This is a genomic window from Nesterenkonia sp. E16_10 (assembly GCF_017347085.1).
GTDB lineage: Bacteria > Actinomycetota > Actinomycetes > Actinomycetales > Micrococcaceae > Nesterenkonia.
This window is the reverse complement of record NZ_JADPSA010000022.1, coordinates 273,024-294,151: the sequence shown is the minus strand read 5'-3', so window position 1 is coordinate 294,151 and position 21,128 is coordinate 273,024. Positions and strand designations below refer to the sequence as shown.

The 21,128-nt window shown below is 69.6% G+C and carries 25 protein-coding genes and 1 tRNA gene; 19 read left to right on the top strand and 7 right to left on the bottom strand.

Annotated elements, in window-relative coordinates; all coding sequences use genetic code 11:
- The first annotated feature begins 6 nt into the window (after positions 1-6).
- The gene (locus I2487_RS07645; protein ID WP_207171218.1) at positions 7-819 is read left to right on the top strand and encodes a LysR family substrate-binding domain-containing protein; all 813 of its coding nucleotides are present in this window, start codon (positions 7-9) and stop codon (positions 817-819) included.
- On the opposite strand, the gene thiE is transcribed toward I2487_RS07645, so the two are convergent.
- The 3 genes from thiE to I2487_RS07630 form a co-directional block, all read right to left on the bottom strand.
- Positions 716-1,444 (bottom strand): thiamine phosphate synthase, encoded by a 729-nt coding sequence (gene thiE / locus I2487_RS07640; RefSeq protein ID WP_207171219.1) that lies wholly within the window; start codon positions 1,442-1,444, stop codon positions 716-718. The genes I2487_RS07645 and thiE overlap by 104 nt on opposite strands.
- 169 nt (positions 1,445-1,613) lie before the next feature.
- A complete protein-coding gene (locus I2487_RS07635; RefSeq protein WP_207171220.1) occupies positions 1,614-2,168 on the bottom strand; it encodes a type 1 glutamine amidotransferase domain-containing protein in 555 nt (184 codons plus the stop codon).
- 173 nt (positions 2,169-2,341) lie between these two features.
- Entirely contained in the window at positions 2,342-2,953 is a 612-nt protein-coding gene (locus I2487_RS07630) for a malonic semialdehyde reductase (protein WP_207171221.1), read from the bottom strand.
- Positions 2,954-3,059: 106 nt separating this feature from the next.
- Between I2487_RS07630 and I2487_RS07625 the strand changes: the two genes are divergently transcribed.
- The 14 genes from I2487_RS07625 (at position 3,060) to I2487_RS07560 (ending at position 12,917) form a co-directional block, all read left to right on the top strand.
- The gene (locus I2487_RS07625) at positions 3,060-3,644 is read left to right on the top strand and encodes an RNA polymerase sigma factor (protein ID WP_207171222.1); all 585 of its coding nucleotides are present in this window, start codon (positions 3,060-3,062) and stop codon (positions 3,642-3,644) included.
- Positions 3,641-4,150, top strand: coding sequence for a hypothetical protein (locus I2487_RS07620; protein WP_207171223.1), 510 nt, complete (start codon positions 3,641-3,643; stop codon positions 4,148-4,150). Before I2487_RS07625 ends, I2487_RS07620 begins: the two co-directional genes overlap by 4 nt.
- Before the next feature lie 22 nt (positions 4,151-4,172).
- Positions 4,173-4,547, top strand: coding sequence for a hypothetical protein (locus I2487_RS07615; RefSeq protein WP_207171224.1), 375 nt, complete (start codon positions 4,173-4,175; stop codon positions 4,545-4,547).
- Positions 4,537-4,992 (top strand): Asp23/Gls24 family envelope stress response protein, encoded by a 456-nt coding sequence (locus I2487_RS07610; RefSeq protein ID WP_207171225.1) that lies wholly within the window; start codon positions 4,537-4,539, stop codon positions 4,990-4,992. Before I2487_RS07615 ends, I2487_RS07610 begins: the two co-directional genes overlap by 11 nt.
- A gap of 156 nt (positions 4,993-5,148) precedes the next feature.
- Positions 5,149-5,219, top strand: a tRNA-Gly gene (locus tag I2487_RS07605).
- A 2-nt stretch (positions 5,220-5,221) separates the two neighbouring features.
- On the top strand, positions 5,222-6,454 hold the full coding sequence (locus I2487_RS07600) for an FAD-dependent oxidoreductase (protein WP_207171226.1): 1,233 nt from the start codon (positions 5,222-5,224) through the stop codon (positions 6,452-6,454).
- 104 nt (positions 6,455-6,558) lie between these two features.
- Positions 6,559-6,813, top strand: a complete 255-nt coding sequence (gene thiS, locus I2487_RS07595) for a sulfur carrier protein ThiS (RefSeq protein ID WP_255546024.1) — start codon at positions 6,559-6,561, stop codon at positions 6,811-6,813.
- Between the two features lie 12 nt (positions 6,814-6,825).
- Positions 6,826-7,635: a thiazole synthase gene (locus tag I2487_RS07590; RefSeq protein ID WP_207171228.1), complete on the top strand. Its 810-nt coding sequence runs from the start codon at positions 6,826-6,828 to the stop codon at positions 7,633-7,635.
- 14 nt (positions 7,636-7,649) lie between these two features.
- Positions 7,650-8,939 carry a molybdopterin-synthase adenylyltransferase MoeB gene (gene moeB / locus I2487_RS07585; protein ID WP_207171229.1) on the top strand — a complete coding sequence of 430 codons (1,290 nt, stop codon included), beginning with the start codon at positions 7,650-7,652 and terminating at the stop codon, positions 8,937-8,939.
- A 28-nt stretch (positions 8,940-8,967) separates the two neighbouring features.
- Positions 8,968-9,999, top strand: coding sequence for a PfkB family carbohydrate kinase (locus I2487_RS07580; RefSeq protein WP_207171230.1), 1,032 nt, complete (start codon positions 8,968-8,970; stop codon positions 9,997-9,999).
- A gap of 4 nt (positions 10,000-10,003) precedes the next feature.
- A complete protein-coding gene (locus I2487_RS07575) occupies positions 10,004-10,960 on the top strand; it encodes an HAD family hydrolase (protein WP_207171231.1) in 957 nt (318 codons plus the stop codon).
- The gene (locus tag I2487_RS07570; RefSeq protein WP_207171232.1) at positions 10,961-11,794 is read left to right on the top strand and encodes a glycerophosphodiester phosphodiesterase family protein; all 834 of its coding nucleotides are present in this window, start codon (positions 10,961-10,963) and stop codon (positions 11,792-11,794) included.
- Between the two features lie 18 nt (positions 11,795-11,812).
- Positions 11,813-12,346, top strand: coding sequence for an AbrB family transcriptional regulator (locus I2487_RS07565; protein ID WP_207171233.1), 534 nt, complete (start codon positions 11,813-11,815; stop codon positions 12,344-12,346).
- 13 nt (positions 12,347-12,359) lie between these two features.
- Entirely contained in the window at positions 12,360-12,917 is a 558-nt protein-coding gene (locus tag I2487_RS07560; protein WP_207171234.1) for an AbrB family transcriptional regulator, read from the top strand.
- Positions 12,918-12,959: 42 nt separating this feature from the next.
- On the opposite strand, the gene tctA is transcribed toward I2487_RS07560, so the two are convergent.
- Genes tctA through I2487_RS07545 form a run of 3 tightly spaced genes read right to left on the bottom strand, consistent with a single transcriptional unit; the run spans position 12,960 to position 16,076 of the window.
- The gene (gene tctA / locus I2487_RS07555; protein ID WP_207171235.1) at positions 12,960-14,465 is read right to left on the bottom strand and encodes a tripartite tricarboxylate transporter permease; all 1,506 of its coding nucleotides are present in this window, start codon (positions 14,463-14,465) and stop codon (positions 12,960-12,962) included.
- A gap of 1 nt (position 14,466) precedes the next feature.
- Positions 14,467-15,063, bottom strand: coding sequence for a tripartite tricarboxylate transporter TctB family protein (locus tag I2487_RS07550; RefSeq protein ID WP_345941359.1), 597 nt, complete (start codon positions 15,061-15,063; stop codon positions 14,467-14,469).
- The gene (locus tag I2487_RS07545) at positions 15,060-16,076 is read right to left on the bottom strand and encodes a tripartite tricarboxylate transporter substrate binding protein (protein ID WP_207171236.1); all 1,017 of its coding nucleotides are present in this window, start codon (positions 16,074-16,076) and stop codon (positions 15,060-15,062) included. Before I2487_RS07545 ends, I2487_RS07550 begins: the two co-directional genes overlap by 4 nt.
- 194 nt (positions 16,077-16,270) lie before the next feature.
- Between I2487_RS07545 and I2487_RS07540 the strand changes: the two genes are divergently transcribed.
- Entirely contained in the window at positions 16,271-16,636 is a 366-nt protein-coding gene (locus I2487_RS07540; RefSeq protein ID WP_207171237.1) for a universal stress protein, read from the top strand.
- Positions 16,637-16,639: 3 nt separating this feature from the next.
- On the opposite strand, the gene I2487_RS07535 is transcribed toward I2487_RS07540, so the two are convergent.
- The gene (locus tag I2487_RS07535; protein ID WP_207171238.1) at positions 16,640-18,397 is read right to left on the bottom strand and encodes an alpha/beta-hydrolase family protein; all 1,758 of its coding nucleotides are present in this window, start codon (positions 18,395-18,397) and stop codon (positions 16,640-16,642) included.
- A gap of 207 nt (positions 18,398-18,604) precedes the next feature.
- Here I2487_RS07535 and I2487_RS07530 point away from each other — a divergent pair, with 207 nt between their 5' ends.
- From I2487_RS07530 to I2487_RS07520, 3 genes are all read left to right on the top strand, one after another.
- On the top strand, positions 18,605-19,015 hold the full coding sequence (locus tag I2487_RS07530) for a PLDc N-terminal domain-containing protein (RefSeq protein ID WP_207171239.1): 411 nt from the start codon (positions 18,605-18,607) through the stop codon (positions 19,013-19,015).
- Positions 18,999-20,318, top strand: coding sequence for a sensor histidine kinase (locus tag I2487_RS07525; protein WP_207171240.1), 1,320 nt, complete (start codon positions 18,999-19,001; stop codon positions 20,316-20,318). The genes I2487_RS07530 and I2487_RS07525 overlap by 17 nt, the downstream gene beginning before the upstream one ends.
- A 128-nt stretch (positions 20,319-20,446) precedes the next feature.
- Complete coding sequence (locus I2487_RS07520) at positions 20,447-21,058, top strand: response regulator (protein ID WP_518523710.1); 612 nt, start codon at positions 20,447-20,449, stop codon at positions 21,056-21,058.
- Positions 21,059-21,128 lie beyond the last annotated feature (70 nt).

Sequence of the window (21,128 nt, the reverse complement as noted above, 5' to 3'; positions counted from 1 at the left end):
GGCCCGATGAGACTGGGAGCCATACCGGGTGCGACGCCGGACAAATGGGTGACGCGCTGGCGCGAGCGCTACCCCGACTTCGCGCTGAGCGTGGACCGCTTCGACGAGGCCGGCCAGCTGGAGCGGCTGCGTGCCGGGACCGTGGACGTCGGCTACATCCGATTTCGCGAGGACACGCAGGCTCCCACCGGTGAGGACCTGCACCGGGTCTGGCTCTATCGCGAGGCCCCGGTGGTCTGCGCCTCCCGCGATCACTGGGTGGCCGCCGCCGAGACCTCAGTGACCTGGGAGGAGATCGCCGCGGAGCCGTTCTTCGACCCGGCAGAGATGCTCCAGGACGCCCAGTCAGCGGACCCGGAGCAGACCACCGCCGCCGAGGACGTCCACACGCCCAAACAGGGAACCGATCTCGCGGTGGGGGAGCGGATGGCCCTGGAGGTCGTCGCCTCCGGAGCCGGACTCGTGGTCCTGCCGAACTCGGTGGCCCGGATGTTCGCCCGCCGGGACATCGTGATCCGCGAGATCGAGGGCATTCCCGGCTACGACGTGGGCCTGGCCTGGCTCCGCGAGGTCGACTCTCCGGTGATCCAGGAGTTCATCGGGGTGGCGCGCGGCCGGAAGCCCGGCAGCGGTCGCAGCGAGATCAGCAGCGGCGTCGAGTCCAAGGCCACGTCCAAGTCGGGCGCGAAGCCCGAGTCGAAGCAGAAGCCGAACCCTAAGCGGGCAGCTGCTGGCGCAGCGCCCGGGCGCTCGCGGCCGGGTCAGAAGCCTGGGTCACGGCGCGGACAACCACCACGCGGTCGGCGCCGGCCGCGGTGACCTCGCCGATGTTCGTCTCATCGATCCCGCCGATCGCGAAGAAGACCTTCGAGCTTTCCAGCCTCGCCGCCTGGGCGGGCAGCTCGAGTCCGACGGCGGCGCGGCCCGGCTTCGTCGGGGTCTCCCAGATCGGCCCGGTGCAGTAGTAGTCCAGACCGATGTCGGAATCGGCCTCCTGGACCTGCCCGATGCTCTGGCAGGAACGGCCGATGACCACATCATCGCCCAGGACCATCCTGGCCTCTTCCGTGGTCAGGTCATCCTGGCCGACGTGGAAGACGTCGACCCCGGTGATCAGCGCGACGTCGGCACGGTCATTTGCCGCGGAGAGCCCGCCGTATTCATTGGCGACCTGGCGCAGCAGGGTCAGCGCGGCGATCTCGGTCTGCACCGCCACACCCTTGTCGCGGATCTGAATGATGTCCACGCCGCCGGTGTAGGAGGCGACGAAGAACTCGCGCAGCGCGTCGAAGTCCAGCTCGTCCACCGGCCCGGCCTCCGGGCGGGTGATGAAGCGCTGCAGATCGGTGCAGACGTAGAGCCGGGCCGAGACCAGGCGCTCACGGCGCAGGTGGCCCATGTGGGAGGGGTGCGGAGAGTGTGCCATGGCCTCAGTGTCGTTCATGTCTCCACAGTAGGGCACCCCTGAGGGCTGTGCATCGACTCGGCTCGGAGATCGCGGGGCAGGCCAGCGCTCACGGCTGCGGCCAGGACCCGTGTCAGGTCCTGGCCGCAGCGCATGTTCGCCTTCGGCTCATCGGCCGAGGCTCAGTGTTCAAGCCTGGGTGATGTGTTCAGGCCTGGGCGACCAGGGTCAGGAACGCCTGGTTGAAGTCATCGAGATCATCAGGGGTCCGCGAGGTGACCAGACCGTTGCTGACCACCGCGGACTCGTCCACCCATTCGGCGCCGGCATTGGTGAGGTCAGTCTTCAGGGATGGGTAGCTCGTGACCCGGCGGCCCTTGACCTGCTGGATGTCGGTGAGGATCCAGGAACCGTGGCAGATCGCGGCCACGGGCTTCTCGGCGGCGAAGAACGCGGAGACGAAGGTCTTGGCGTCCTCGTCGATGCGCAGGCTGTCGGCGTTCAGGGTGCCGCCGGGCAGCACCAGCCCGTCGTAGTCGCCTGCCGAGGCGGAGCTCAGCTGGACGTCGACGTCGAAGTGGTCCGAGTGGTTCCAGTCCCCCTCCATCGCCTGCAGGGACTTCTGGTTGGGGGAGATGATCTTGGCGGTCCCGCCGGCGGCCTTGATGGCGGCGATGGGCTCGGTGAGCTCCGGCAGCTCGACGCCGTCGGTGACCAGCAGTGCGATGGTCTTGCCGGTGATCTGTGGTGAATTCTCAGCCATGATGATGCTCCTTGGAATCGGTGGTCAGGTCCATGAGGGCCTTCTGCACCTGTCGAATCTAACGCTTGGCGCTGGTCGGTGCCAACGCGCCTCCTGCATGCGAGCTGAAGGCCTCGCGCGCTCCCGTGAGCCTTTCCGCTGGCGGGAAGACCCGGCCCTGGCGTGGAGAGGCGTCAGAGGACCTGCGAGATTTCAGGGAAGTCGAACCGCTCGCCGCGCGGGTACTGGGCCTCGTCCTCGGCGCTGGGGCCGTGGCCCACGTTGAGCACCATCAAGGTCTTCCAACCCGTGTCTGCGTGGACCTCGGCGTCGACCCCGGGGGCGTCGAGACCGGCCATCGGGCCGACGTCGAGTCCCAGGGCGCGCAGTGCCACGATGAAGTACCCGGCCTGCAGGAAGGCGTTGTCGCGGCCCATCTTCTCGCGGAACTCGAGGCGCCCGGCGAACTTCTCCCGCAGCCCCTCGGCCTGGGGGTAGAGCGTGGGCATGTGCTCATGCCAGTTCGGGTCATAGGCCAGGACCACGCTCAGCGGCGCCGCAGAGGTCTTCTTGCCGTTGTCACCCTTGAAGTGCTCGACGACGGCGTCGCGCCGTTCTCCGGGGTTCAGCACGGTCAGGCGCATCGGCTGGCAGTTCATGGAGGTCGGAGCCCAGCGGGCGTCCTGGTAGGCCTGTTGGATCAGCTCCAGGTCGACCGCGCCCTCAGAGAAGAGGTGCGTGGTGTGTCGGCCTTCGAAGAGCTGATGCATGGTCTCGCGGTCCACTGCTGCGGTCGCCGTGGGCATGGGGGACTCCTCGTCTGGATGCGCCTGAAGATGCCGGTTGCGGCACCATAAGCGTCAACGCCGAAGGCTGCGGAGTTCTTCCCCGGAGCCTGTGTACTATGAGCCCATGTCACGCCAGACCGCCGGCGCCGGGGCACCTCCCTCCGGTCCCGACGAGGTCACGCTTGTCGCTCGCGCCCAGGATGGTGACCTGCTGGCATTCGAGCAGCTTGTGGACCGATACGAATCCCGACTGCTCGGATTGTGCATCCGCATGCTGGGCAACCGCGCGGATGCCGAGGACATCGTCCAGGACACCTTCCTGGTCACCTGGCGGCGGCTGGAGTCGCTGCAGAACCCTGCCGCCTTCAAGGCCTGGATCTTCCGGCTGGCCAGCAACGCGTGTCTGGATCTCCTTCGACGCCGTGAGGTGCGCGGAACTGACGCTGTTGATCCTGCCGACATGGTGGAAGAATCAGGACCAGGGCCCTCGGTGGAGGACCGGGCCGAGACCTCCGCCGCGGTTCAGGAGCTTGAGCAGGTCCTCGGCACGCTGTCCCCGGAGCAGAGAATCAGCTGGCTGCTCTACGAGATCGAGGGCCAGTCCTACGCCGAGGTCGCGGAGGTGCTCGGAGTGACCGAAGGAAGCGTGCGAGGACGGATCCATCGTGCACGCCTGGCCATCGTCGAGGGAATGAAAGGATGGGCATGACACAGCCGCCCTCAGACCCCCGCGAGCCTGCTGATCAGGACGTCTTTGACGAGATCACCGAGGCGCAGGCGCTGGAGAGCTATGACCGGCTGCGCAACGTGGTCGATGACTACCGCCGCACCGAGACCTCCGCGGGTGAACAGGTCAGCGGCCTCAAAGCCCGCATCATGAGCATCGTCGAGGACGAGGCGGCCCGCGGACCCAGCACCGCGCTCTACTCCTCCTCGGGACTTCCCTACGTCATGACCACCGCCTCACTGCGCGCGCAGGTCAGGGCGGCCGTGGATGAGGAGCCCGGCCTGCGCGCCCGCAGGGTCAAGGTCACCTCCGAGAGTGTGCCGGGCCAGCCGCTTGACCTGCGGGTGACCCTCACGATGGCGCTGGGAGAGTCGCTGGCCGAGTTCGCACCGCGCCTGCGGGCTCGGATCGCTGAACGCATGGAGCTGATCATCGGTGTGCGGGCCGGTCACGTGGACCTGGTGGTGGAGGATGTCCACGATGAGTGACGCTCCGAGGGACGATCCCGCCATGAGTGAGGTACCCGGCGATGACGCCCTGCACGGCGGCGCGGCTCGGGGTCAACGAGCCGCACTCGAGGCCGCCGTCGTGGAGTCCGTCTCCGCGGCCCCGGGCGTGGCGCGACTGGTGCCGAGCTTCCGTCAGGTCCTCACCGCGGCGGCGCAGCGGCTGCTCAATGCCGAGACCACCCCGGCGACCGGGGTCGACATCGTGCAAGAGGCAGCCGGCGTCGTCGTCTACGTCGATCTGTACATCGACGGAAGCCGTCCGGCGGGCCTCGTGGTCGACGACGTCCACGCCGCGGTCCAGACCCTGATGATCAGCCACGCGGGGGCCCCGGTGCAGGTCAAGATCCGCGTCATGGGTGTGACCGATGCCCACTGAAGGTTCAGCGGCGGCCCCGGGGCCCCAGCCCGAGGCGGCGCTGAGCCCCCTGGTGACGGATCGCGGGAGCACCACCGTCGAGGAGATCGTGGTGCGCAAGCTCGCCGGCCTCGCGGCCCGTCGGGTCAGCGGGGTCCATGCCCTGGGAAGTGCCGCTCGCCGCTCCTTCGAGGCGATCTCCGAGCGGATCCCCGGCTCCCGGACTCAGGCGGGCGGCGGGGTCGCAGTGGAGAAGGGTGACCGGCAGGCGGCCGTGGATCTGATCGTCATCGTGGAGTTCGGGGCGCCGATCGTGGAGGTCGCCCGAAACATCCGCCGCGAGGTGGTCCGCGCCGTGGAACAGGGCACCGGCCTTCAGGTCCTCGAGGTCAACATCCTGGTCGCCGACGTCCACATTCCCGGTGACGAAGAACCGCCCCGGGACGCCGATCGGGCACTGCGCTAGACACACTCGGCCAGCCCCTGCGCGACCGGCCCTGCGCATCCGCTTGTCCACTGACAGACGAGTGGGCGCAGCCAGTCCGGCGGGTGCAGGGCAGGGTTGCGCGCATGAGCCCTGAGCACCTGGTAATCTCGAACCCTGGCCGCAACCGGCCGGAATGCGGGCGTAGCTTAATGGCAAAGCTTCTGCTTCCCAAGCAGACGACGCGGGTTCGATTCCCGTCGCCCGCTCTGTGAACACCAGGGCGAACACCGCAGTCGTCGGCGCCGGCGTGATCGGGCTTCTGACCGCCTGGCAGCTGCGTCTGACCGGCCATGACGTCACCGTCATCGCACCGTCCATCGCCCAGGACGCCTCCTACGCCGCCGCCGGGATGCTGGCCCCGATCAGCGAGGTCCAATACGGCCAGGAGGATCTCTGGCCCATCATGACCGCCTCCCGCGCCGAGTACCCCCAGTTCCTCGCCACGCTCTCCCGCGCCACCGATGTGCCCACCGGATACCGCGAGAACGGCACGCTGCTCATCGCCGCTGACCGCTCCGACCGGGACGCGGTCGCCGAGCTCGCGGTGGTCCAGCGCGAGCACGGCATGGAGGTCACCGCACTGACCAGCTCCGCGCTGCGCCGCCGCGAGCCGGGCCTCGCGCCCGGGCTCTCCAAGGGCTGGGACGTCCCCAGTGATCACCAGATCGACCCGCGCCAACTCGTGGCCGCCACCCAGGCCGCGCTGGAGGCCGAGCTGGATCCGAGTCAGTTCCCCGGCGCCGGGGCCCCCGCCCGCTGGCTCACCGGCACGGTGACCGCCATCGACGAGTCAGCCGCCGCAGCTCCCGCAGCGACCGACGCATCAGACGCCGCGGCTTCGCGCTTCACCCTCACCACCGACGACGGCGCGGCGCACCCGTTCGGCGCGGTGCTCCTGGTGCCTGGACTCGGATACTCCGAGATCACCGGCCTCACCGAGGACTGCCCGCTGGAGCTGCGCCCGATCCTCGGCGACGTGCTGCGCCTGCAGGTCAACCCGGCGCAGCTCATGCGCGGGGAGTCCCACCTCCTAGAGGCCACCGTCCGGGCGAAGGTCAACGGCCGCTCGGTCTACCTGGTCCCGCGCGCCGACGGGGGACTGGTCATCGGAGCCTCCACCCGCGAAGACAGCCTCACCGGCACCCACGCCGGATCCGTCCAGGAGCTGCTCACCGACGCCGTCACCGTGCTGCCCGCGGTCAAGGACATGGAGCTGACCGAGATCACCACCCGCGCCCGCCCCGGCACCCCGGACGAGCGTCCCTTCCTCGGGGAGCTGCGACCCGGGCTGGTGGTCTCCACCGGGTACTCCCGCCACGGGATCCTGCTCGCCCCGCTCGCCGCCCGGCTCGGCGCCGCCCTCTTGGATCCGGGACCCGAGATCAGCGCAGCGGACCAGCAGCTCCTGAGCCGCATGCGGCTCACCCGGCACCGGGGCTGACTCACTAGACTGGACAACGCCCGCGTCGCACCGGCGGCGCGTCCTGGATCGGACCAGGAACACACCCGGCTCGCGCCGTGTTGTGCCAAGACCACCCGCACCTGATGACATGGAGAACCATGCTCACCGTCCGCATCAATGAAGAACCCGTGACGCTGCCCGAGGATGCCACCGTGGTGGACGCCGTCGCCGCGACCACCGGGCGCAGCCTCAACCCCGACGGCACCCCGGCCGACGGCGGCAGGCTCGGCGTCGCCGTCGCACTCGACGCCGCCGTCGTCCCGCGCAGCCGCTGGTCCGCGACCCCCCTGACCGGGGGCGAAGACCTCGAGATCGTCACCGCCGTCCAGGGCGGCTGAGAAGAGAGTCCTATGAACACACCACTGCGCGCCGAAGACCTTCCCGCCCTGCAGGTCGGAGACTACACGCTGGCCAACCGACTGATCATGGGCACCGGCGGCATCACCGACCTCGAGGCGCTTGAACGCGCCCTGCTGGCCTCGGGCACCACGCTGACCACCGTGGCGATGCGCCGGTACAGCCCCGAGACCAAGACCTCGGTGTTCTCGATGTTGGAGCGGCTCGGCATCGACATCCTGCCCAACACCGCAGGCTGCTACACGGTCAAGGACACGGTGCTCACCGCCGAGCTGGCCCGCGAGGCGCTGGAGACGAATCTGATCAAGGTCGAGGTCATCGCCGATGAGCACACCCTGCTCCCGGATGTGATCGAGACCCTCGAGGCCACCGAGCAGCTCGCCGACCGCGGCTTCATCCCGATGGTCTACACCTCCGACGATCCCGCCGTCGCGCTGCGCCTGGAACAGGCCGGCGCCGCCGCGGTGATGCCGCTGGGCGCCCCCATCGGCACCGGCCTGGGCATCCTGAACCGGCACAACATCGAGCTGATCACCTCCCGGGCCAGCATCCCGGTGGTCCTGGACGCCGGCATCGGCAGCGCCTCCGAGGCCGCCCTGGCCATGGAGCTCGGCTGCGACGCCGTGCTGGTCGCCTCCGCGGTGACTCGCGCCCAGCGCCCCAGCGAGATGGCCACCGCGATGCGGATGGCCGTGCACGCCGGCTACCTCTCCGCGCGGGCGGGCCGGATCCCACGGCGCGAACATGCCCAGGCCTCCTCCGCCTTTGACGGCCGGATCGCCCCGATCGACGAACTCACCTGAGGACCCTTCCCACCATGAATGATCTCTCCCAGTTCTCCCGCTCCCAGATGGAGCGGTTCCAGCGGCACTTCTCCCTGGACGGCTTCGGCATCGAGGCCCAGGCCAAGCTGCTGAACTCCCGCGTGGTGGTCATCGGCGCGGGCGGCCTGGGTGCCCCGATCCTGACCTACCTGGCCGCCGCCGGGGTGGGCACCATCGAGGTGATCGATCACGATGTGGTGGACCGCTCCAACCTGCACCGCCAGGTGATCCACTCCGAGGCCAGCATCGGGGAGCCCAAGACTGCCTCCGCCGCTGCGGTGATGCGCGGGCTGCACCCGGAGATCGTGATCCATGAGCACCGGGAGCCGATCACCGCCGCCAACGCGCTGGAGCTGATCCATGAGGCCGATGTCGTGGTGGACGGCTCGGACAACTTCACCACCCGCTACGTGGTCGCCGACGCCTGCGAGATCGCCGGCAAGCCGATGGTCTCCGGGTCGATCCTGCGCTTCGCCGGACAGGTCAGCCTCTTCTGGGCCGGCCAAGGCCCCGCCTACCGTGATCTCTACCCCGAGGCTCCCGACGCCGGGGAGGTCCCCACCTGCGCCCAGGCCGGGGTGCTCGGCGTGCTGCCCGGGGTGATCGGCTCGATCATGGCCACCGAGACGATCAAGTTCCTCACCGGCATCGGGCGGACCCTGCTGGGCCGGGTGCTGATCTATGACGCGCTGGAGGCCAGCTTCCGCGAGATCAGCCTGCAGCCGGACCCCGAGCGGGTGCCGGTGACCAGTATCGGCGCCGACGTCGCCGGACTCGGCGGGTTCAATCCCGAGGCGCCCGCCGCGGCGGCGGAGGCCCCCGACGATGCCCCCGCGACCGAGCCCGCCACTGGCCCGTCCTCCGCCGGATCAGACGCCGCCGGACCAGACGCAGGTGGACCAGACGCCGCCGAGCAGCCAGACGCCGCCGATGACCTCGACTTCAACCCCTTCACCGGGGACCCCAAGCTCGAGGACGAGCTCACCCCCAAGCAGCTGCGGGCACTGATGGAGTCCGGAGCGATCGGCGGGATCGTCGATGTCCGGGAGCCCTGGGAGCACCAGCTGGGCACCATCGAGGGTGCGGTGAACGTCCCACTGGGCGACCTCTGGCACGACGACGCCGGAGTCTCGGGTCTCGAGGGCGGCGCAGACAGGCCGGTGGTGCTCTACTGCAAGATCGGGGTCCGCTCCCGTCAGGCGCTGGAAGTGCTGCGCCAGCGTCACCCGCAGGCACAGCTGCGCAACCTCATCGGGGGCTACGAGCTTTACAGACAGCTCTAAGCCTTCCCCGGTGCGGTAGTTTAGTACCGTGAGTGCATACCTGGCGGTCATCGGAGAATGCCTGGTAGATGTCGTCCATTCGGAGACATCTGCCCCTAAAGCGCACGTCGGGGGCTCGCCGTTCAATGTCGCGGTGGGGCTCGCCCGGCTGGAGCACGACGTGGTCTTCGCCGGTCGTCGCGGCGATGACGACTACGGCCGGATGATCGCGCGCAGCCTGCGAGCCCAGGGCATCACCGCCCTGCTCGACGCCGACGCCTCCCCGACCTCGGTGGCGCGGGCCACCCTGGACCCCACCGGGCAGGCCAGCTACGAGTTCACCCTGGACTGGACGCTTCCCAGCGCCGGGGAGCTGGAGGACAAGTTCTGCGCCCTGGCTCGGGAGAGCAAGCCCGCCGCAGCAGACCCTGAGAACGCAGACCGTGAGAACGCAGACCTTCAACATGGTGACCCGGCCCAGCCCGGTCCGCTGGAGCACCTCCATGCCGGCTCGATCGGAGCGATGCTCCAGCCCGGCGCGGAGACGGTCAAGGGGGTGCTGGATCGGGCGCGCGCCGTCGCGACCATCTCCTATGACCCGAACTACCGCCCCACCCTGGTGCCCAACCGTGAAGAGGCCCGTCGGCAGGCCGAGGAGTTCATCGCCCGCGCCGACGTCATCCAGGCCTCCACCGATGATCTCGATCTGCTCTACCCCGAGCGCAGCCACCGCGAGACCATGGAGGCCTGGCTGCAGCTGGGACCCGCCCTGGTCACCGTCACCCGCGGGCCCTCCGGGGCGATGGGGCTGACCCGAGCCGGCTTCGCCGAGCAGGAGGCCTTCTCCATCGAGGTGGCCGACACCGTCGGCGCCGGGGACTCCTTCATGGCCGCCACGCTCTCCACGCTGCGCGGAATGCACCTGCTCGGCGCCTCCCGGCGGGCCGCGCTGCGTGAGATCAGCACCGATCAGCTGGCCACCGTGCTGCGCACCGCCGCCCGTGCCGCGGCGATCAACTCCTCCCGCTTCGGTGCCCAGCCGCCCACCGCGGATGAGCTTGCCCAGGCGCTCGAGAGCTGAGCCGATGACCGAGCTCTCCTTCCCCGCCTCCGTTCCGACGCTCACCGGCGGACCGGTGCACCTGATCGCCAGCGACATCGACGGGACCATCCTCAGCTACACCCACACCCACTCCGGCACGGTCTCGATGCGCACCGTCGAGGCGTTCCAGGCCGCCCAGTCGGCAGGGGTCCGGGTGGTGCTGGTCACCGGGCGCCCGGTGCGCTGGCTCAAGCACATCAGCCAGACCCTCGGGTCGCCGGGCACCGTGATCGCCTCCAACGGTGCGGTCATCTACGACCTCGCCACCGACCGGCTGATCCACGAGTCCGCCCTGGACGCCGAGGCGCTGTTCAGCGTCAAGGACATGATCAGCCAGATCGATCCCCGCGCCTCCTTCGCGGCCGAGACCCTCCAGCACCTGCACATGGAGGAGCCCTTCATCGCGGGCTCGCTGTTCTTCGAAGCCGACCGCCGACGCGCCGCCGGCGTCACCGAGGAAGACCTGCGACTCGGACCGCTGGACGAGACCCTGGAGCGCGATGGGCTCAGCAATGCGGCCCAGACCCCGGGAAGCGACGTCACCAGCGCCCACGTGACCGACCGGGTCGTGAAGCTGCTCTGCAAGACCGACACCATGGCCCCGGATGAATTCCTGGGCCGGGTCCAGGAGCGGGTCGGAAATCTGCTCACCGTCACTCATTCCGCTCCCGGGGTCAGCCTGCTGGAGCTCTCCGCCCCCGGGGTGAACAAGGCAGCCGGCCTGGCCCGCTACGCCGCCTCCCAGCGCATCGATCAGGAACGGGTCGTCGCCTTCGGGGACATGCCCAATGACATTGAGATGCTCCGCTGGGCCGGCACCTCGTGGGCCGTCGGATCGGCCCACCCGGAGGCCCGCTCCGCCGCGAACCACACCGCAGCCTCTTGCGACGAGGACGGCGTGGCGCAGGTGATCGAGAAGCTGCTCGCCGGAGAGCTCTAGATGCCCGAGCTCTACCGCCGGCCCGCCTACCGGGAGGTTCCCTACCTGCTGAACTCCCGGCCCGGCCCGCTGCAGCACCGGCCGCTGGCCTTCGCGCACCGCGGCGCCGATCCGCGCCGGGAGAACACCATGGGCGCGTTCCGCCAGGCGGTCGACCTCGGCTATCGCTACCTGGAGATCGACGTCCGCACGGCCGCCGACGGCACCCTGGTGGTCTTCCACGATGAGGAGCTGGACCGCGCCACCACCGGAAGCGGCCGGCTGAGCGAGAAGACCTGGGCGGAGCTCGCCGAGCTGCGCGTAGGCACCGGAGGCGACCCCGGCGAACCCCTGGTGCGCTTCGAGGAGCTGCTGGACGCCTGGGACGACGTCCACCTCAACGTCGACCTCAAGGACGCCGCGGCGGTCACCGAGTTCGTGCGTCTCGTGGAGGCGCACCAGGCCCACGACCGGGTGCTCGCCGCCAGCTTCAACGATTCCCGACGCCACCACGTCCGGCGTCGGCTGACCCGGCCGGTCGCCGCCTCCGGTGGCTGGGCAGCCACCGCACTGATCGTGCTGCTGGGCCCGCTGGGGCTGATCGGCCGGCTCGGCGGGCGCATCGCCGAGATCGACTGCGTCCAGGTCCCGGTCTCCCAGGGCCGGGTCCGGGTCGTGACCCCGCGCTTCGTGCAGCGCTGCCACCGGGCGGGCCTTCAGGTCCACGTCTGGGTCATCGATGACCCCGCCGAGATGCACGAACTCTTAGACATGGGCGTGGACGGTCTGATGACCGACGACGCCGAGGCGCTCGCCGCGGTCATGCGGGAACGCTCCGTCTGGCCGCAGCGCTAGATCAGGACGGACACAGCATTGGCCACCGGGGATGAGACGTCACGTCCGACGCAGCTGCTCGGGATCGGCAAGCTGCTGCTGGGCGGCCTCAGCGTGGGTTCGGTGCTGGAGCTCCTCGGCGTGCCGGCTGGAATGCTGATCGGCAGCGTGGTGGGCGCGGCACTGGTCAACCAGCCCTGGACCCGCCGGATGAAGCCCGCCAGCCTGCCGATCGTCCTGCGACAGATCGGGCTGACCACCGTCGGACTTGCCGCCGGAGTGCTGCTCACCCTGGATTCGCTCCTGAGCACCGCAGTGATCGCACTGCCCGTGGTCCTGGCCTACCTGGCCCTGACCGCGCTGAATCTGGTCTTCATCACGGTGCTGATGATCCGCTACCAGGTGGATCCGGTCACGGCGGTGCTCGCCGTGACACCCGGAGGTCTCGCCGAGGTGACCACGATCGCCATCGACAAGGGCGCCCAGGTCGGGGTGGTGCTCAGCGTCCACGCGGTCCGACTGTTCTCACTGGTGCTCGTGATCCTGCCGATCCTGCTGCTGGTGCTCTCGTGACGGCGGTGCGCCCATGACGCAGCTGCTTCTCCAGCTGCTGCCGCTGCTTGCGGTGATGGCGGGCTCCGCCGCGGCAGCCTTGATCTTCCGCCGGTGCCGGATCCCGCTGTGGCCGATCACCGGCGGCCTGGTGGGGGCCGCTGCGATCAACCTCGGCTTCGGCCTGGCGGTGCAGGTGCCGGATCTGATCGTTCTCCTCGCCCAGCTGCTGGTCGGCACCGCCATCGGCGCGACGATCGCCCCGGACACGTTCCGCCAGTTCAGGCGATTCCTCGCCCCCGGAACCCTGGCCGTGGGCGCAGTGCTGGGGGCGGGGCTGCTCTTCGGGTGGGCCTTCGCCGCCCTGGGGATCCTCGACCCCGCCGAGGCGATGCTCTCGCTGATGCCCGGCGGGGTGGGGGAGATGGTGACCGCCGGGGTCGCGCTGGGATTCGACGGCGCGGTCATCATCGGCGCCCATATGGTCCGGCTCTTCACGGTGCTGCTGAGCCTGCCCCTCGTCCTCTGGGCGGCGGTGAAGATCCGACAGCGCTGGATCGCCGAGCCGGACGACCCTGGACCCCGGTCCTGATGAGTCCGGTGGTTCCGGCCCCGCGGCCCCGCGGCCGCAGCCTCAGATGTCCTGTCGGCTCTTCTTCCGCACTGCGGCGCGCACCGTGAACGCCAGGACCAGGGCCAGCAGTCCGTAGATGAACCAGGTGATCGGGCTGTCGATCAGCGCCGCATAGTTGCCGTCGGAGGACAGCAGGGCGTCGCGGATCGAGGTCTCGGCCAGCGGACCGAGCACCATGCCGATCATCAGTGGAGCCAGCGGGTAGCCGTAGCGGCGCATCCCGAAGCCGACCAGGCCGATGCCCAGCAGCAGCAACAGGTCGAAGACCCGCCCGGAGGTGGCGAACACGCCGAGCCCGCAGAACAGCGCGATGCCGGCATAGAGGTAGGGCTGTGGGATCAGCAGCAGCTTGGACCACAGCTGCGCGAAGGGCAGGTTGATGATCAGCAGCACCACCATCGCGATGAAGAAGCTGGCGAGCAGCGCCCAGACCAGTTCGGGGTTGCGGTCGAAGAGCAGCGGTCCGGGCTGCAGGCCGTACTGGCGGAAGGCCGCCAGCATGATCGCAGCCGTCGCGGAGACCGGGAGACCCAGGGCGAGCAGCGCGCCCATCGCCATGCCGGTCGTGGAGTTGCCCGCCGCCTCCGGTGCAGCCAGGCCCCGGATGGCACCCTTGCCGAACTGCGGGAGGCGACGACGCCGATCCAGCCGGCGCTCCACGTCATAGGCCATGAACGTGGGCACCTCGGAACCGCCGACCGGGATCACGCCGAAGGGCAGCCCGATCACCGTGCCGCGGCCCCAGGCCGGAGCGGCTTCCTTGAACTCGGCCCACTTCAGCCAGGGACGTCCGGCGGAGCGGGTCTTCAGGTCGGGGTGATCGCGTCGAGCCCTCGAGGCCACATGGAAGACCTCGCCCAGGGCGAGGATCGCCACGGTGACGGTGATCAGTGAGATGCCCTCGAACAGCTGCGGCGCACCCAGGGTGAAGCGCTGGGTGCCGGTGACCGCGTCGATGCCGACCGTGGAGAGCCCCAGGCCCAGCATCAGCGAGGCCAGCCCCTTGGGCACCGACTCGGAGACCACCGAGGAGGTCGCGATGAATGCGAAGACCGCCAGCGCGAAGTACTCCGCAGGTCCGAAGTAGCGCGAGAGCTCCGCCAGCGTCGGGGCGAAGAACACCACGATGGTCGAGGCGATGATGCCACCGATGAACGCCCCGATGGCAGCCGTGGCCAGGGCCTGGGGCGCCCGTCCGTCCAGGGCCATGCGGTGACCCTCGAAGGTCGAGGCGATCGCGGACGCCTGGCCGGGGGTGTTCATCAGGATCGCCATGGTGGAGTCGCCGAAGAGGCCGCCGAAGTAGACCCCGGCGAAGAGGATGAACGCCGCCGTCGGGTCCAGGGCGAAGGTCATCGGCAGCAGCAGCGCCACCGCCATGGAGGAACCCAGGCCCGGCATCACGCCGACCGCGGTTCCCAGCAGACAGCCCACCACGACCCAGAGCAGGTTTGCAGGTGTCAGGGCTCCGGCGAAGCCCTCCATCAGGAGTGGAAGTGAGTCCATGTCAGAAACCGCCTCCGAGAATGCCCGAAGGCAGGTTCAGGCCCAGTGCCACGCTGAAGCCGAGATATGCGACGGAACTCATGAACAGGCCCACCAGGATGTCGAAGAGCGCACGACGGGACCCGAAGCCACGCGCCACGCACCAGAACAACAGCCCTCCGGCGAGGATCCAGCCCAACCAGGGAAGCAGCACGGCGAAGGCGAGGAACCCGCCCACCGTCCAGCCCAGCGCGTTGAAGTCAGAATGGAACCGCCAGGACTTCCCGGAGCTGTTCTCCGGGTGTTCGGGCTTCCGCAGGATCCCTGCGGCGATGATGCCGGCGAGCACCAGTCCGAGCACGCCCAGGATGCTGGGAAAGAACTGGGGTCCCGGGAAGTCGGCGTCCCCGACGTCCATCGTGGCGACGCCGAAGAGGATGTAGAGGCTGAATCCGGCGATGACCACGGGCATGATGAGCCCTGAGCGACCGTGCCAGAAGGTGCCCTCCCCGGCGGGAGCAGGCCCTGGATGGTCGGGCTGGTCCGGGCCGGAGGCGGAGCTGGCCGGCGGCGCGGGGTCTTCGTGCGCTGGAGGCGAGGGGTTCATCGGGGTGCTCACTGTCCCATCTCCTCGAACAGGCCGCCGATGCGTTCGGTCTCGTCGGCGATGTACTGATCCAGCTCTTCACCCTGCAAGGGCGCCTCACGCCAGTAGTTGCGCTCCACGGTCGCCGCCCATTCGGGTGTGGCCACCGCCTCGTCGACCAGTTCTCTCAACTCGGTGACCTCTTCCTCGGTGGCGCTGGGCGGGGCGAAGAGCGCCCGCCAATTGGTCAGGGTCACGTCGTAGCCCTCTTCGGCCAGGGTCGGGATGTCGTCCTCTCCTGCGAGCCGGTCCTCGGCGGCCACGCCGAGGACCCGCAGCCGTCCCGACTCGACCTGGGGGTACATATCGGCGAATCCGCCGGCCGCGGCGACGGCGGTGCCATTGAGCAGCGCCTGGATCGCCTCACCTCCACCGTCAGAGGGGATGTAGGTGGTCTCGCCTGGGCTGATGCCTGCGACCAATGCGATCTCGGTCATCACCAGCTGGTCGAAGGATCCACCCCCGGTCCAGGGGGTCCCGCTGGGATTCTCCTGCCACGCCTCGACGAGATCGTCCATGGTCTCGTGGGGTGAGTCGGCTGGCACCACGACGATGTCGTACTCCTCAAGGACCTTCGCGACCGGAGTGACGTCTTGAAGCCGGGAGGGGGTGCCGAACTGAATCTGGGCCGCGATCTGCCCGGTGCCACCGACCATCAGGTTGTTGGCCTCGGGCAGCTGGGCCACATTGCCGATGGCGATGGTTCCCCCGGCGCCGGGGACATTGATGACCTGAACGTTGTTCACGAGATCGTTGGTCTGCATGCTCTGCTGCAGCTCGCGCTGGAAGGTGTCCCACCCGCCGCCGGCCGCCGCCGGCGCGATCAGCGTCACGTTGTTGCGCACATCCGTGCCACCCGATGCGGCTTGGATGGAGAAGAACGAGGCAGCTGCCACGCAGCCCACCGCAACGACGGCGAAGCCGCCGGTGAGGATCCTCTTGCGGCGCGACGGCGAGGCGGAATCGGGTGTGGCCTGCTGGCTCATCAGTTCCCTTCGATGCCGATCGGCGTCACTGCGGATCGGACGTTGTCTGTGGTGCGGCGCAGCCCCGATCGTTCGTGATCGCAATCACGCCATAGGGCGGTATCCTACACAGATTGGCCTCGATGCTCGCAGTCCCGAGACCGGACATCCACTCCGTGGCCCTCGCCCCGGACACCTGACCCCTAGGAGCCCCCATGACCGTCCTCGTCGCTGGCACCGACACCGCCGAAGGGCGGGCCGCCTACGCCTTCGCACTCCAGGAGGCGGCGCGCCGCGGGGAGGATCTGCTCTACTTCGGGCTCGGCGGAGAGCGCCCCGCACCGGGCGCGGCCGAGGCGGCAGGGGTGCGGGAGGCTTACGCCGAGCCGGACGCTCGAGGCAAGGACGGTGTGGGGGATCTGCTGGACACCGCGGAGCGCATCGACCCCTCGGTGATCGTGATCGGCATTCGTCAGCGCACCCCGGCGAGCAAATTCATCATGGGCTCCTCGGCGCAGCAGATCATCCTGCAGGCCAACACCCCCGTCCTCTGCGTCAAGCCGGGGCAGGTCGACGCCTGAGCCTCACTCCCAGGTCGGATCGTGGGTGTCGATGCCCTCGATGACGGACTGGATCGCCTCCAGCTGCGCCTGGCTGCGCTCATGGCCCGGAAGCACCTGCGCCCAGCCGTCCACCGCGACGTCGCCGAAGTTGTGGCCGTGGCTGGGCGGCACCGCCTCGCTGACCAGCATGTCCGCCACCAGGTGCAGGAAGGTGACACCGGGGATCCAGCGCATCGAGTCGCTGACATCGGCCCCGCGCCCACCGGACGCCGCTGGCCCGCTCAGCCATTCCGGGGATCGGTAGATCACCGCGGGATCCAGCCAGGTGATCGGGTCGGTGGCGTGCTGAAGATAGCCCAGGCGAGGCTCTCGCCAGGAACCCTCCAGCGCGGCGAAGTCACCGGGCTTGGACTGCCAGCGCACCCGCTCTCCGTCCCGATAGATCGGCTGCCAGACGGGGCTCCCGGGATCGCGGTTCGCCTGCAGGCTGCGCCACGGCTCGGAGGTCGCCGGCGGACCGGTGAACAGCGCCGCGTCGGTGCGCTCCAGCAGGTCCTCCAGACTCTCGAAGCTGCCAGACATGCCCAGGGCACCCAGGCTCAGCCCGTAGACCACCAGCCGGGGCCGCTCCGCCTCGGGCAGCGCCTGCCACCGCGCATGGACCGCGTCAAACAGCGCCTGGCTCGAGTTCTTGGGAAGTTCTGGGTCGAACAGGAACGAGACCCAGCTGGGCTGCACCGAGTACTGCATGGACGCGGCCGCGGTGTCCCCGGCATAGAGGTACTCCAACGCCGCGATCGCCTGCGGCTCGAGCCAGCCGGAGCCCGTGGGCGTGGCGACGAGCAGCACCTCACGGTCGAACCCGCCGTGGCGCTCAAGCTCCTCGACGACCAGCTCCGCCCGGGCCTGCATGTCTGCCCCCTGCGACAGCCCGGCGTAGGCCCGGACCGGTTCCTCTGCGGCGGCGCCGGTGACCTGCTCGATCTGCGCCGCGCTGGGACCGCCACCGGTGAAGGCGCGACCCTGCCGGCCCAGCCCGTCCCAGTCCACGGCCGATCCAGGTCCGCCGGAGCGCCCGGGCAGCACCGGGGGCGAGCTGCCCTCAAGCGTGCCGGCATCGCGGTCCTGATAGATCCGCCCGACGACGCTGAGCCCACCGCCGATCAGCCCCAGGATCAGGGCGAGCACCGCGACGACTGCCGTGGCCCGCGAAGCCCAGCGGAGCCGCCGCGCGGAGCCGCCTCGGCCTGCCACCCAGCGTCCCGCCGCGTCGCCCAGCGCGGCGATCGCCTTGGCGATCCCGAAGAGCGCCAGCATCGTCACGGCCATGCTTGTCAGGAACGCGGCGTGCCCGGGGCCGTCGACCGGTTCCATCTCCACCAGTTCGCGGACCTCGTTCTGCCAGGACACCACCAGCGCCCCGTAGCCGATCACGTAGAGCAGCAGCCCCACGCCGATGGCAGCCGCGAGGCCCCCCGCGCGAACCGGTGAGCGCCTTCCCCGTCCGCCGGGGGTGGAGCCGGCAGGAACCTCCGGCCCGGCCACCGATCCGGATCTCCTGCCGGGGAGACGCCGGGCCAGAGCCCGGCCCGCGGCCCGCACCGCGAACCCGAGCTGAAAGCCGACCATGAACCACAGCCCCGCCATGACGCCCTGGAACACCGTGGGGCGGGGCACCAGAGAGGGTGTCAGCGCCAGGGATGCCAGCGCCAGGGCGCAGACCAGGTGGACCAGGTGCGCTCGCAGAAAGGCGGCGCCGCGTGCAGAGAGCCTCCCCATGCCGTCCACCTCTCGGTTCCCGATCCACCACGGCGCGGCCCTGAACCACGCTCTGCCGGCGCACCACGTCGATCCGTGAGCGAAGTCTAAGCGTGCCCGGGCCCATTGCGGCAGAGCTGATCCGAATCTGGCGAGGCCTCGCCCACCCGCGCTGATCTGGTCCCGCAGGAGGAGGCCCTGCCCAGGCGCGGCTTCTAGACTGAGACTGTGAATCCCTTCAGCTCCGCGGCAGCCCTCCGCCTCCTGACCGAGAGCAACCCCGTCTGGGCCTGGGCGATTGCGGTCACCGCAATAGGGCTGCTGGTGGCGGCACTGATGGTGATGGTGCAGGACTCGGAGAAGACCGGCAGACGCACCACGATCTGGGGCGCGGTGATCTTCCTGCTGCCGATCCTCGGGCCTGCGACCTACCTGGTCTCGGAGACCGTGCGCTACCGCCGCGAGCATGGCCGCCCGGAGAAGGGCATGGTGGAGAAGTACGCCCCCGAGGAGGTGGCGCAGCGCCGTGAGGAGGCCCGGCGAGCAGCCGGGCAGGAAGCAGCCGGGCAGAATGCAGATTCGCAGGAAGAAGCCGGGCCGGCGGAACGGGGCAGAGACCGCGATGCCGCTGCTGACTGACACTCAGGAGGCCAGGACCCGCACCCGGCAGCGCCTGATCGACGCGCTGGTCAAGGTTCTCCCGCTGCTGGTGCTGATGGTCTTCTCGTACTCCGGCGGCGCGCGCTCCTTCAGCGAGATCGGGCTCGAGGTCCCCTGGTATGCGGGGATCCTTCTCGAGATCCTGTGCATCCTTCCGCTCGCGTTCTCGCGCACCAACCCCGGGGCGGCCGCCGGGTTCATGGCGGTCTGCTGCGCCGGGCAGCTGGTGATCGGCGCCGCGCCGAGCGTCTCTGCACTGGCGGTCCCGTTGGTGGTCTATGCCTGCGCCAAATACGGCACCCCACGCGTCTCCTGGGGCTACCTGGCCGTGGCGCTGCTCGGGGCCGCGGCACTGGGCGCGTACTTCGTGTACCTGGATCTGCACTACCAGCAGCAGTACCAGGGGTACGGGAACTGGACCGAGGCGCTGGCAGGAGCCGGACTCACCGGCGGTTTCGCCGGTGCCGTAGCCCTGGTCTTCTGGCTCGCCGGGCACCTGGCCGGGCGTCGTCGTCGAGAGCTCGGGGCCATCTCCGAGCGCAACCAGCTGCTGATCCGTGAGCGCGACCAGGAGGCGCGGCTCGCCGTGGATGCCGAGCGGATGCGCATCGCCCGGGAGATGCATGACGTGATCTCGCATTCGATGTCGGTGATGATCGCCCAGGCCGATGGCGGTCGGTACGTCCTGCAGCAGAACCCCGAACGCGCCGAGGCCGCCTTTGCCACGATCAGCGACACCGGGCGCGAGGCGCTCACCGAGATGCGCCGGATGCTCGGAGTGCTGCGCGATGAGCACGGGGAGCTGCAGAAGCGACCGGCGCCGGGAGTCCAGGACCTGCCCCAGCTCATCGACGATGTCAGCGCCTCGGGACTTCAGGTCCGGCTGCACATGCTCAGCGACTCGATCCCGAGGCTGCCCGAGGGTGTCGGCCTCGCGGCCTACCGGATCGTCCAGGAGGCGCTGACCAACACGCTCAAGCACGGCGGCCCGCGGGCCCGTGCCGAGGTATGGGTCGCCACGGCCGCGGAGCCCGAGCCGGCACTGATGCTGGAGGTCCGTGATTCCGGCCTGGGCGCGTCCGCGGCCAACGACGGCGCCGGCTCCGGGCTGCTCGGCATGGCCGAACGGGCCCGGCTCTATGGCGGAACGGTGACGACCCGTGCCCACTCGGGCGGCTTCGACGTGCTGGCCCGCTTCCCGCTCTCCACCGCGGTAGCCGCATCGCCGGCAGGGCCCGGCGCTGAGGCAAATCCTTCGAACCATGGCCAGGAGAACTCATGATCACCGCTCAGAATGCCTCCTCGAACCCCGAGGAGAACCCCGGGCAGGGCACCGAGGCCGAGACCGGTTCGGCGAAGATCCGGATTCTGCTCGCCGATGATCAGGCGCTGTTGCGCGCGGGCTTCGCGATGGTGATCGACTCGCAGCCGGATCTGCAGGTGGTGGAGCAGGCCGGCAACGGGCAGGACGCGCTCGCCGCCGCCGGTGTGCACCATCCCGACGTGGTGCTCATGGACATCCGGATGCCGATCATGGACGGGCTCGAGGCCACCAGGCGGATCACCGCAGATCCGGCGCTGACGAAGACCCGGGTGATCGTGCTGACCACCTTCGACACCGACGAGTACGCCCTGGAGGCGCTGCGCGCCGGCGCCTCCGGCTTCCTGCTCAAGGACGTGAAGCCCGAGGCACTGCTGGACTCCATCCGCACGGTCACCACCGGCGGAGCCGTGATCGCCCCGACCACCACCCGCCGGCTCCTGGACTCCACGCTGCGGGAGGGTGGCCGACGCCGCAGCCCCGACGCCGGGCAGCAGCAGCGGCTGGATCGGCTGACCAATCGGGAGCGGGAGATCCTGCTGGAGCTCGCCACAGGAGACTCCAACACCGAGATCGCCGCCCGGCTGTTCGTCTCCGAGGCCACCGTGAAGACCCATGTGGGGCAGGTGCTCGCGAAGCTGGAGGTGCGCGACCGGGTCCAGGCCGTGGTCTTCGCCTATGAGACCGGACTCGTGGCCTGAAGCCATCCGTGCAGCGGCGTCGTCGTGGCTGCGCTCATCCTGCAGGATGAGGTCCAGACCGGCCTGTGGT

Bases quoted from the DNA above. Each gene is read 5' to 3' on its own strand.
- I2487_RS07645 (WP_207171218.1), top strand. From the start codon at position 7: ATGAGACTGGGAGCCATACCGGGTGCGACGCCGGACAAATGGGTGACG.
- I2487_RS07560 (WP_207171234.1), top strand. From the start codon at position 12,360: ATGACGCAGCTGCTTCTCCAGCTGCTGCCGCTGCTTGCGGTGATGGCG.
- I2487_RS07540 (WP_207171237.1), top strand. From the start codon at position 16,271: ATGACCGTCCTCGTCGCTGGCACCGACACCGCCGAAGGGCGGGCCGCC.
- I2487_RS07575 (WP_207171231.1), top strand. From the start codon at position 10,004: ATGACCGAGCTCTCCTTCCCCGCCTCCGTTCCGACGCTCACCGGCGGA.
- I2487_RS07525 (WP_207171240.1), top strand. From the start codon at position 18,999: ATGCCGCTGCTGACTGACACTCAGGAGGCCAGGACCCGCACCCGGCAG.
- moeB (WP_207171229.1), top strand. From the start codon at position 7,650: ATGAATGATCTCTCCCAGTTCTCCCGCTCCCAGATGGAGCGGTTCCAG.
- I2487_RS07630 (WP_207171221.1), bottom strand. From the start codon at position 2,953: ATGCCCACGGCGACCGCAGCAGTGGACCGCGAGACCATGCATCAGCTC.
- thiS (WP_255546024.1), top strand. From the start codon at position 6,559: ATGACATGGAGAACCATGCTCACCGTCCGCATCAATGAAGAACCCGTG.
- I2487_RS07610 (WP_207171225.1), top strand. From the start codon at position 4,537: ATGCCCACTGAAGGTTCAGCGGCGGCCCCGGGGCCCCAGCCCGAGGCG.
- thiE (WP_207171219.1), bottom strand. From the start codon at position 1,444: ATGAACGACACTGAGGCCATGGCACACTCTCCGCACCCCTCCCACATG.
- tctA (WP_207171235.1), bottom strand. From the start codon at position 14,465: ATGGACTCACTTCCACTCCTGATGGAGGGCTTCGCCGGAGCCCTGACA.
- I2487_RS07520 (WP_518523710.1), top strand. From the start codon at position 20,447: ATGGTGATCGACTCGCAGCCGGATCTGCAGGTGGTGGAGCAGGCCGGC.
- I2487_RS07590 (WP_207171228.1), top strand. From the start codon at position 6,826: ATGAACACACCACTGCGCGCCGAAGACCTTCCCGCCCTGCAGGTCGGA.
- I2487_RS07625 (WP_207171222.1), top strand. From the start codon at position 3,060: ATGTCACGCCAGACCGCCGGCGCCGGGGCACCTCCCTCCGGTCCCGAC.
- I2487_RS07570 (WP_207171232.1), top strand. From the start codon at position 10,961: ATGCCCGAGCTCTACCGCCGGCCCGCCTACCGGGAGGTTCCCTACCTG.
- I2487_RS07635 (WP_207171220.1), bottom strand. From the start codon at position 2,168: ATGGCTGAGAATTCACCACAGATCACCGGCAAGACCATCGCACTGCTG.
- I2487_RS07545 (WP_207171236.1), bottom strand. From the start codon at position 16,076: ATGAGCCAGCAGGCCACACCCGATTCCGCCTCGCCGTCGCGCCGCAAG.
- I2487_RS07535 (WP_207171238.1), bottom strand. From the start codon at position 18,397: ATGGGGAGGCTCTCTGCACGCGGCGCCGCCTTTCTGCGAGCGCACCTG.
- I2487_RS07615 (WP_207171224.1), top strand. From the start codon at position 4,173: ATGAGTGAGGTACCCGGCGATGACGCCCTGCACGGCGGCGCGGCTCGG.
- I2487_RS07620 (WP_207171223.1), top strand. From the start codon at position 3,641: ATGACACAGCCGCCCTCAGACCCCCGCGAGCCTGCTGATCAGGACGTC.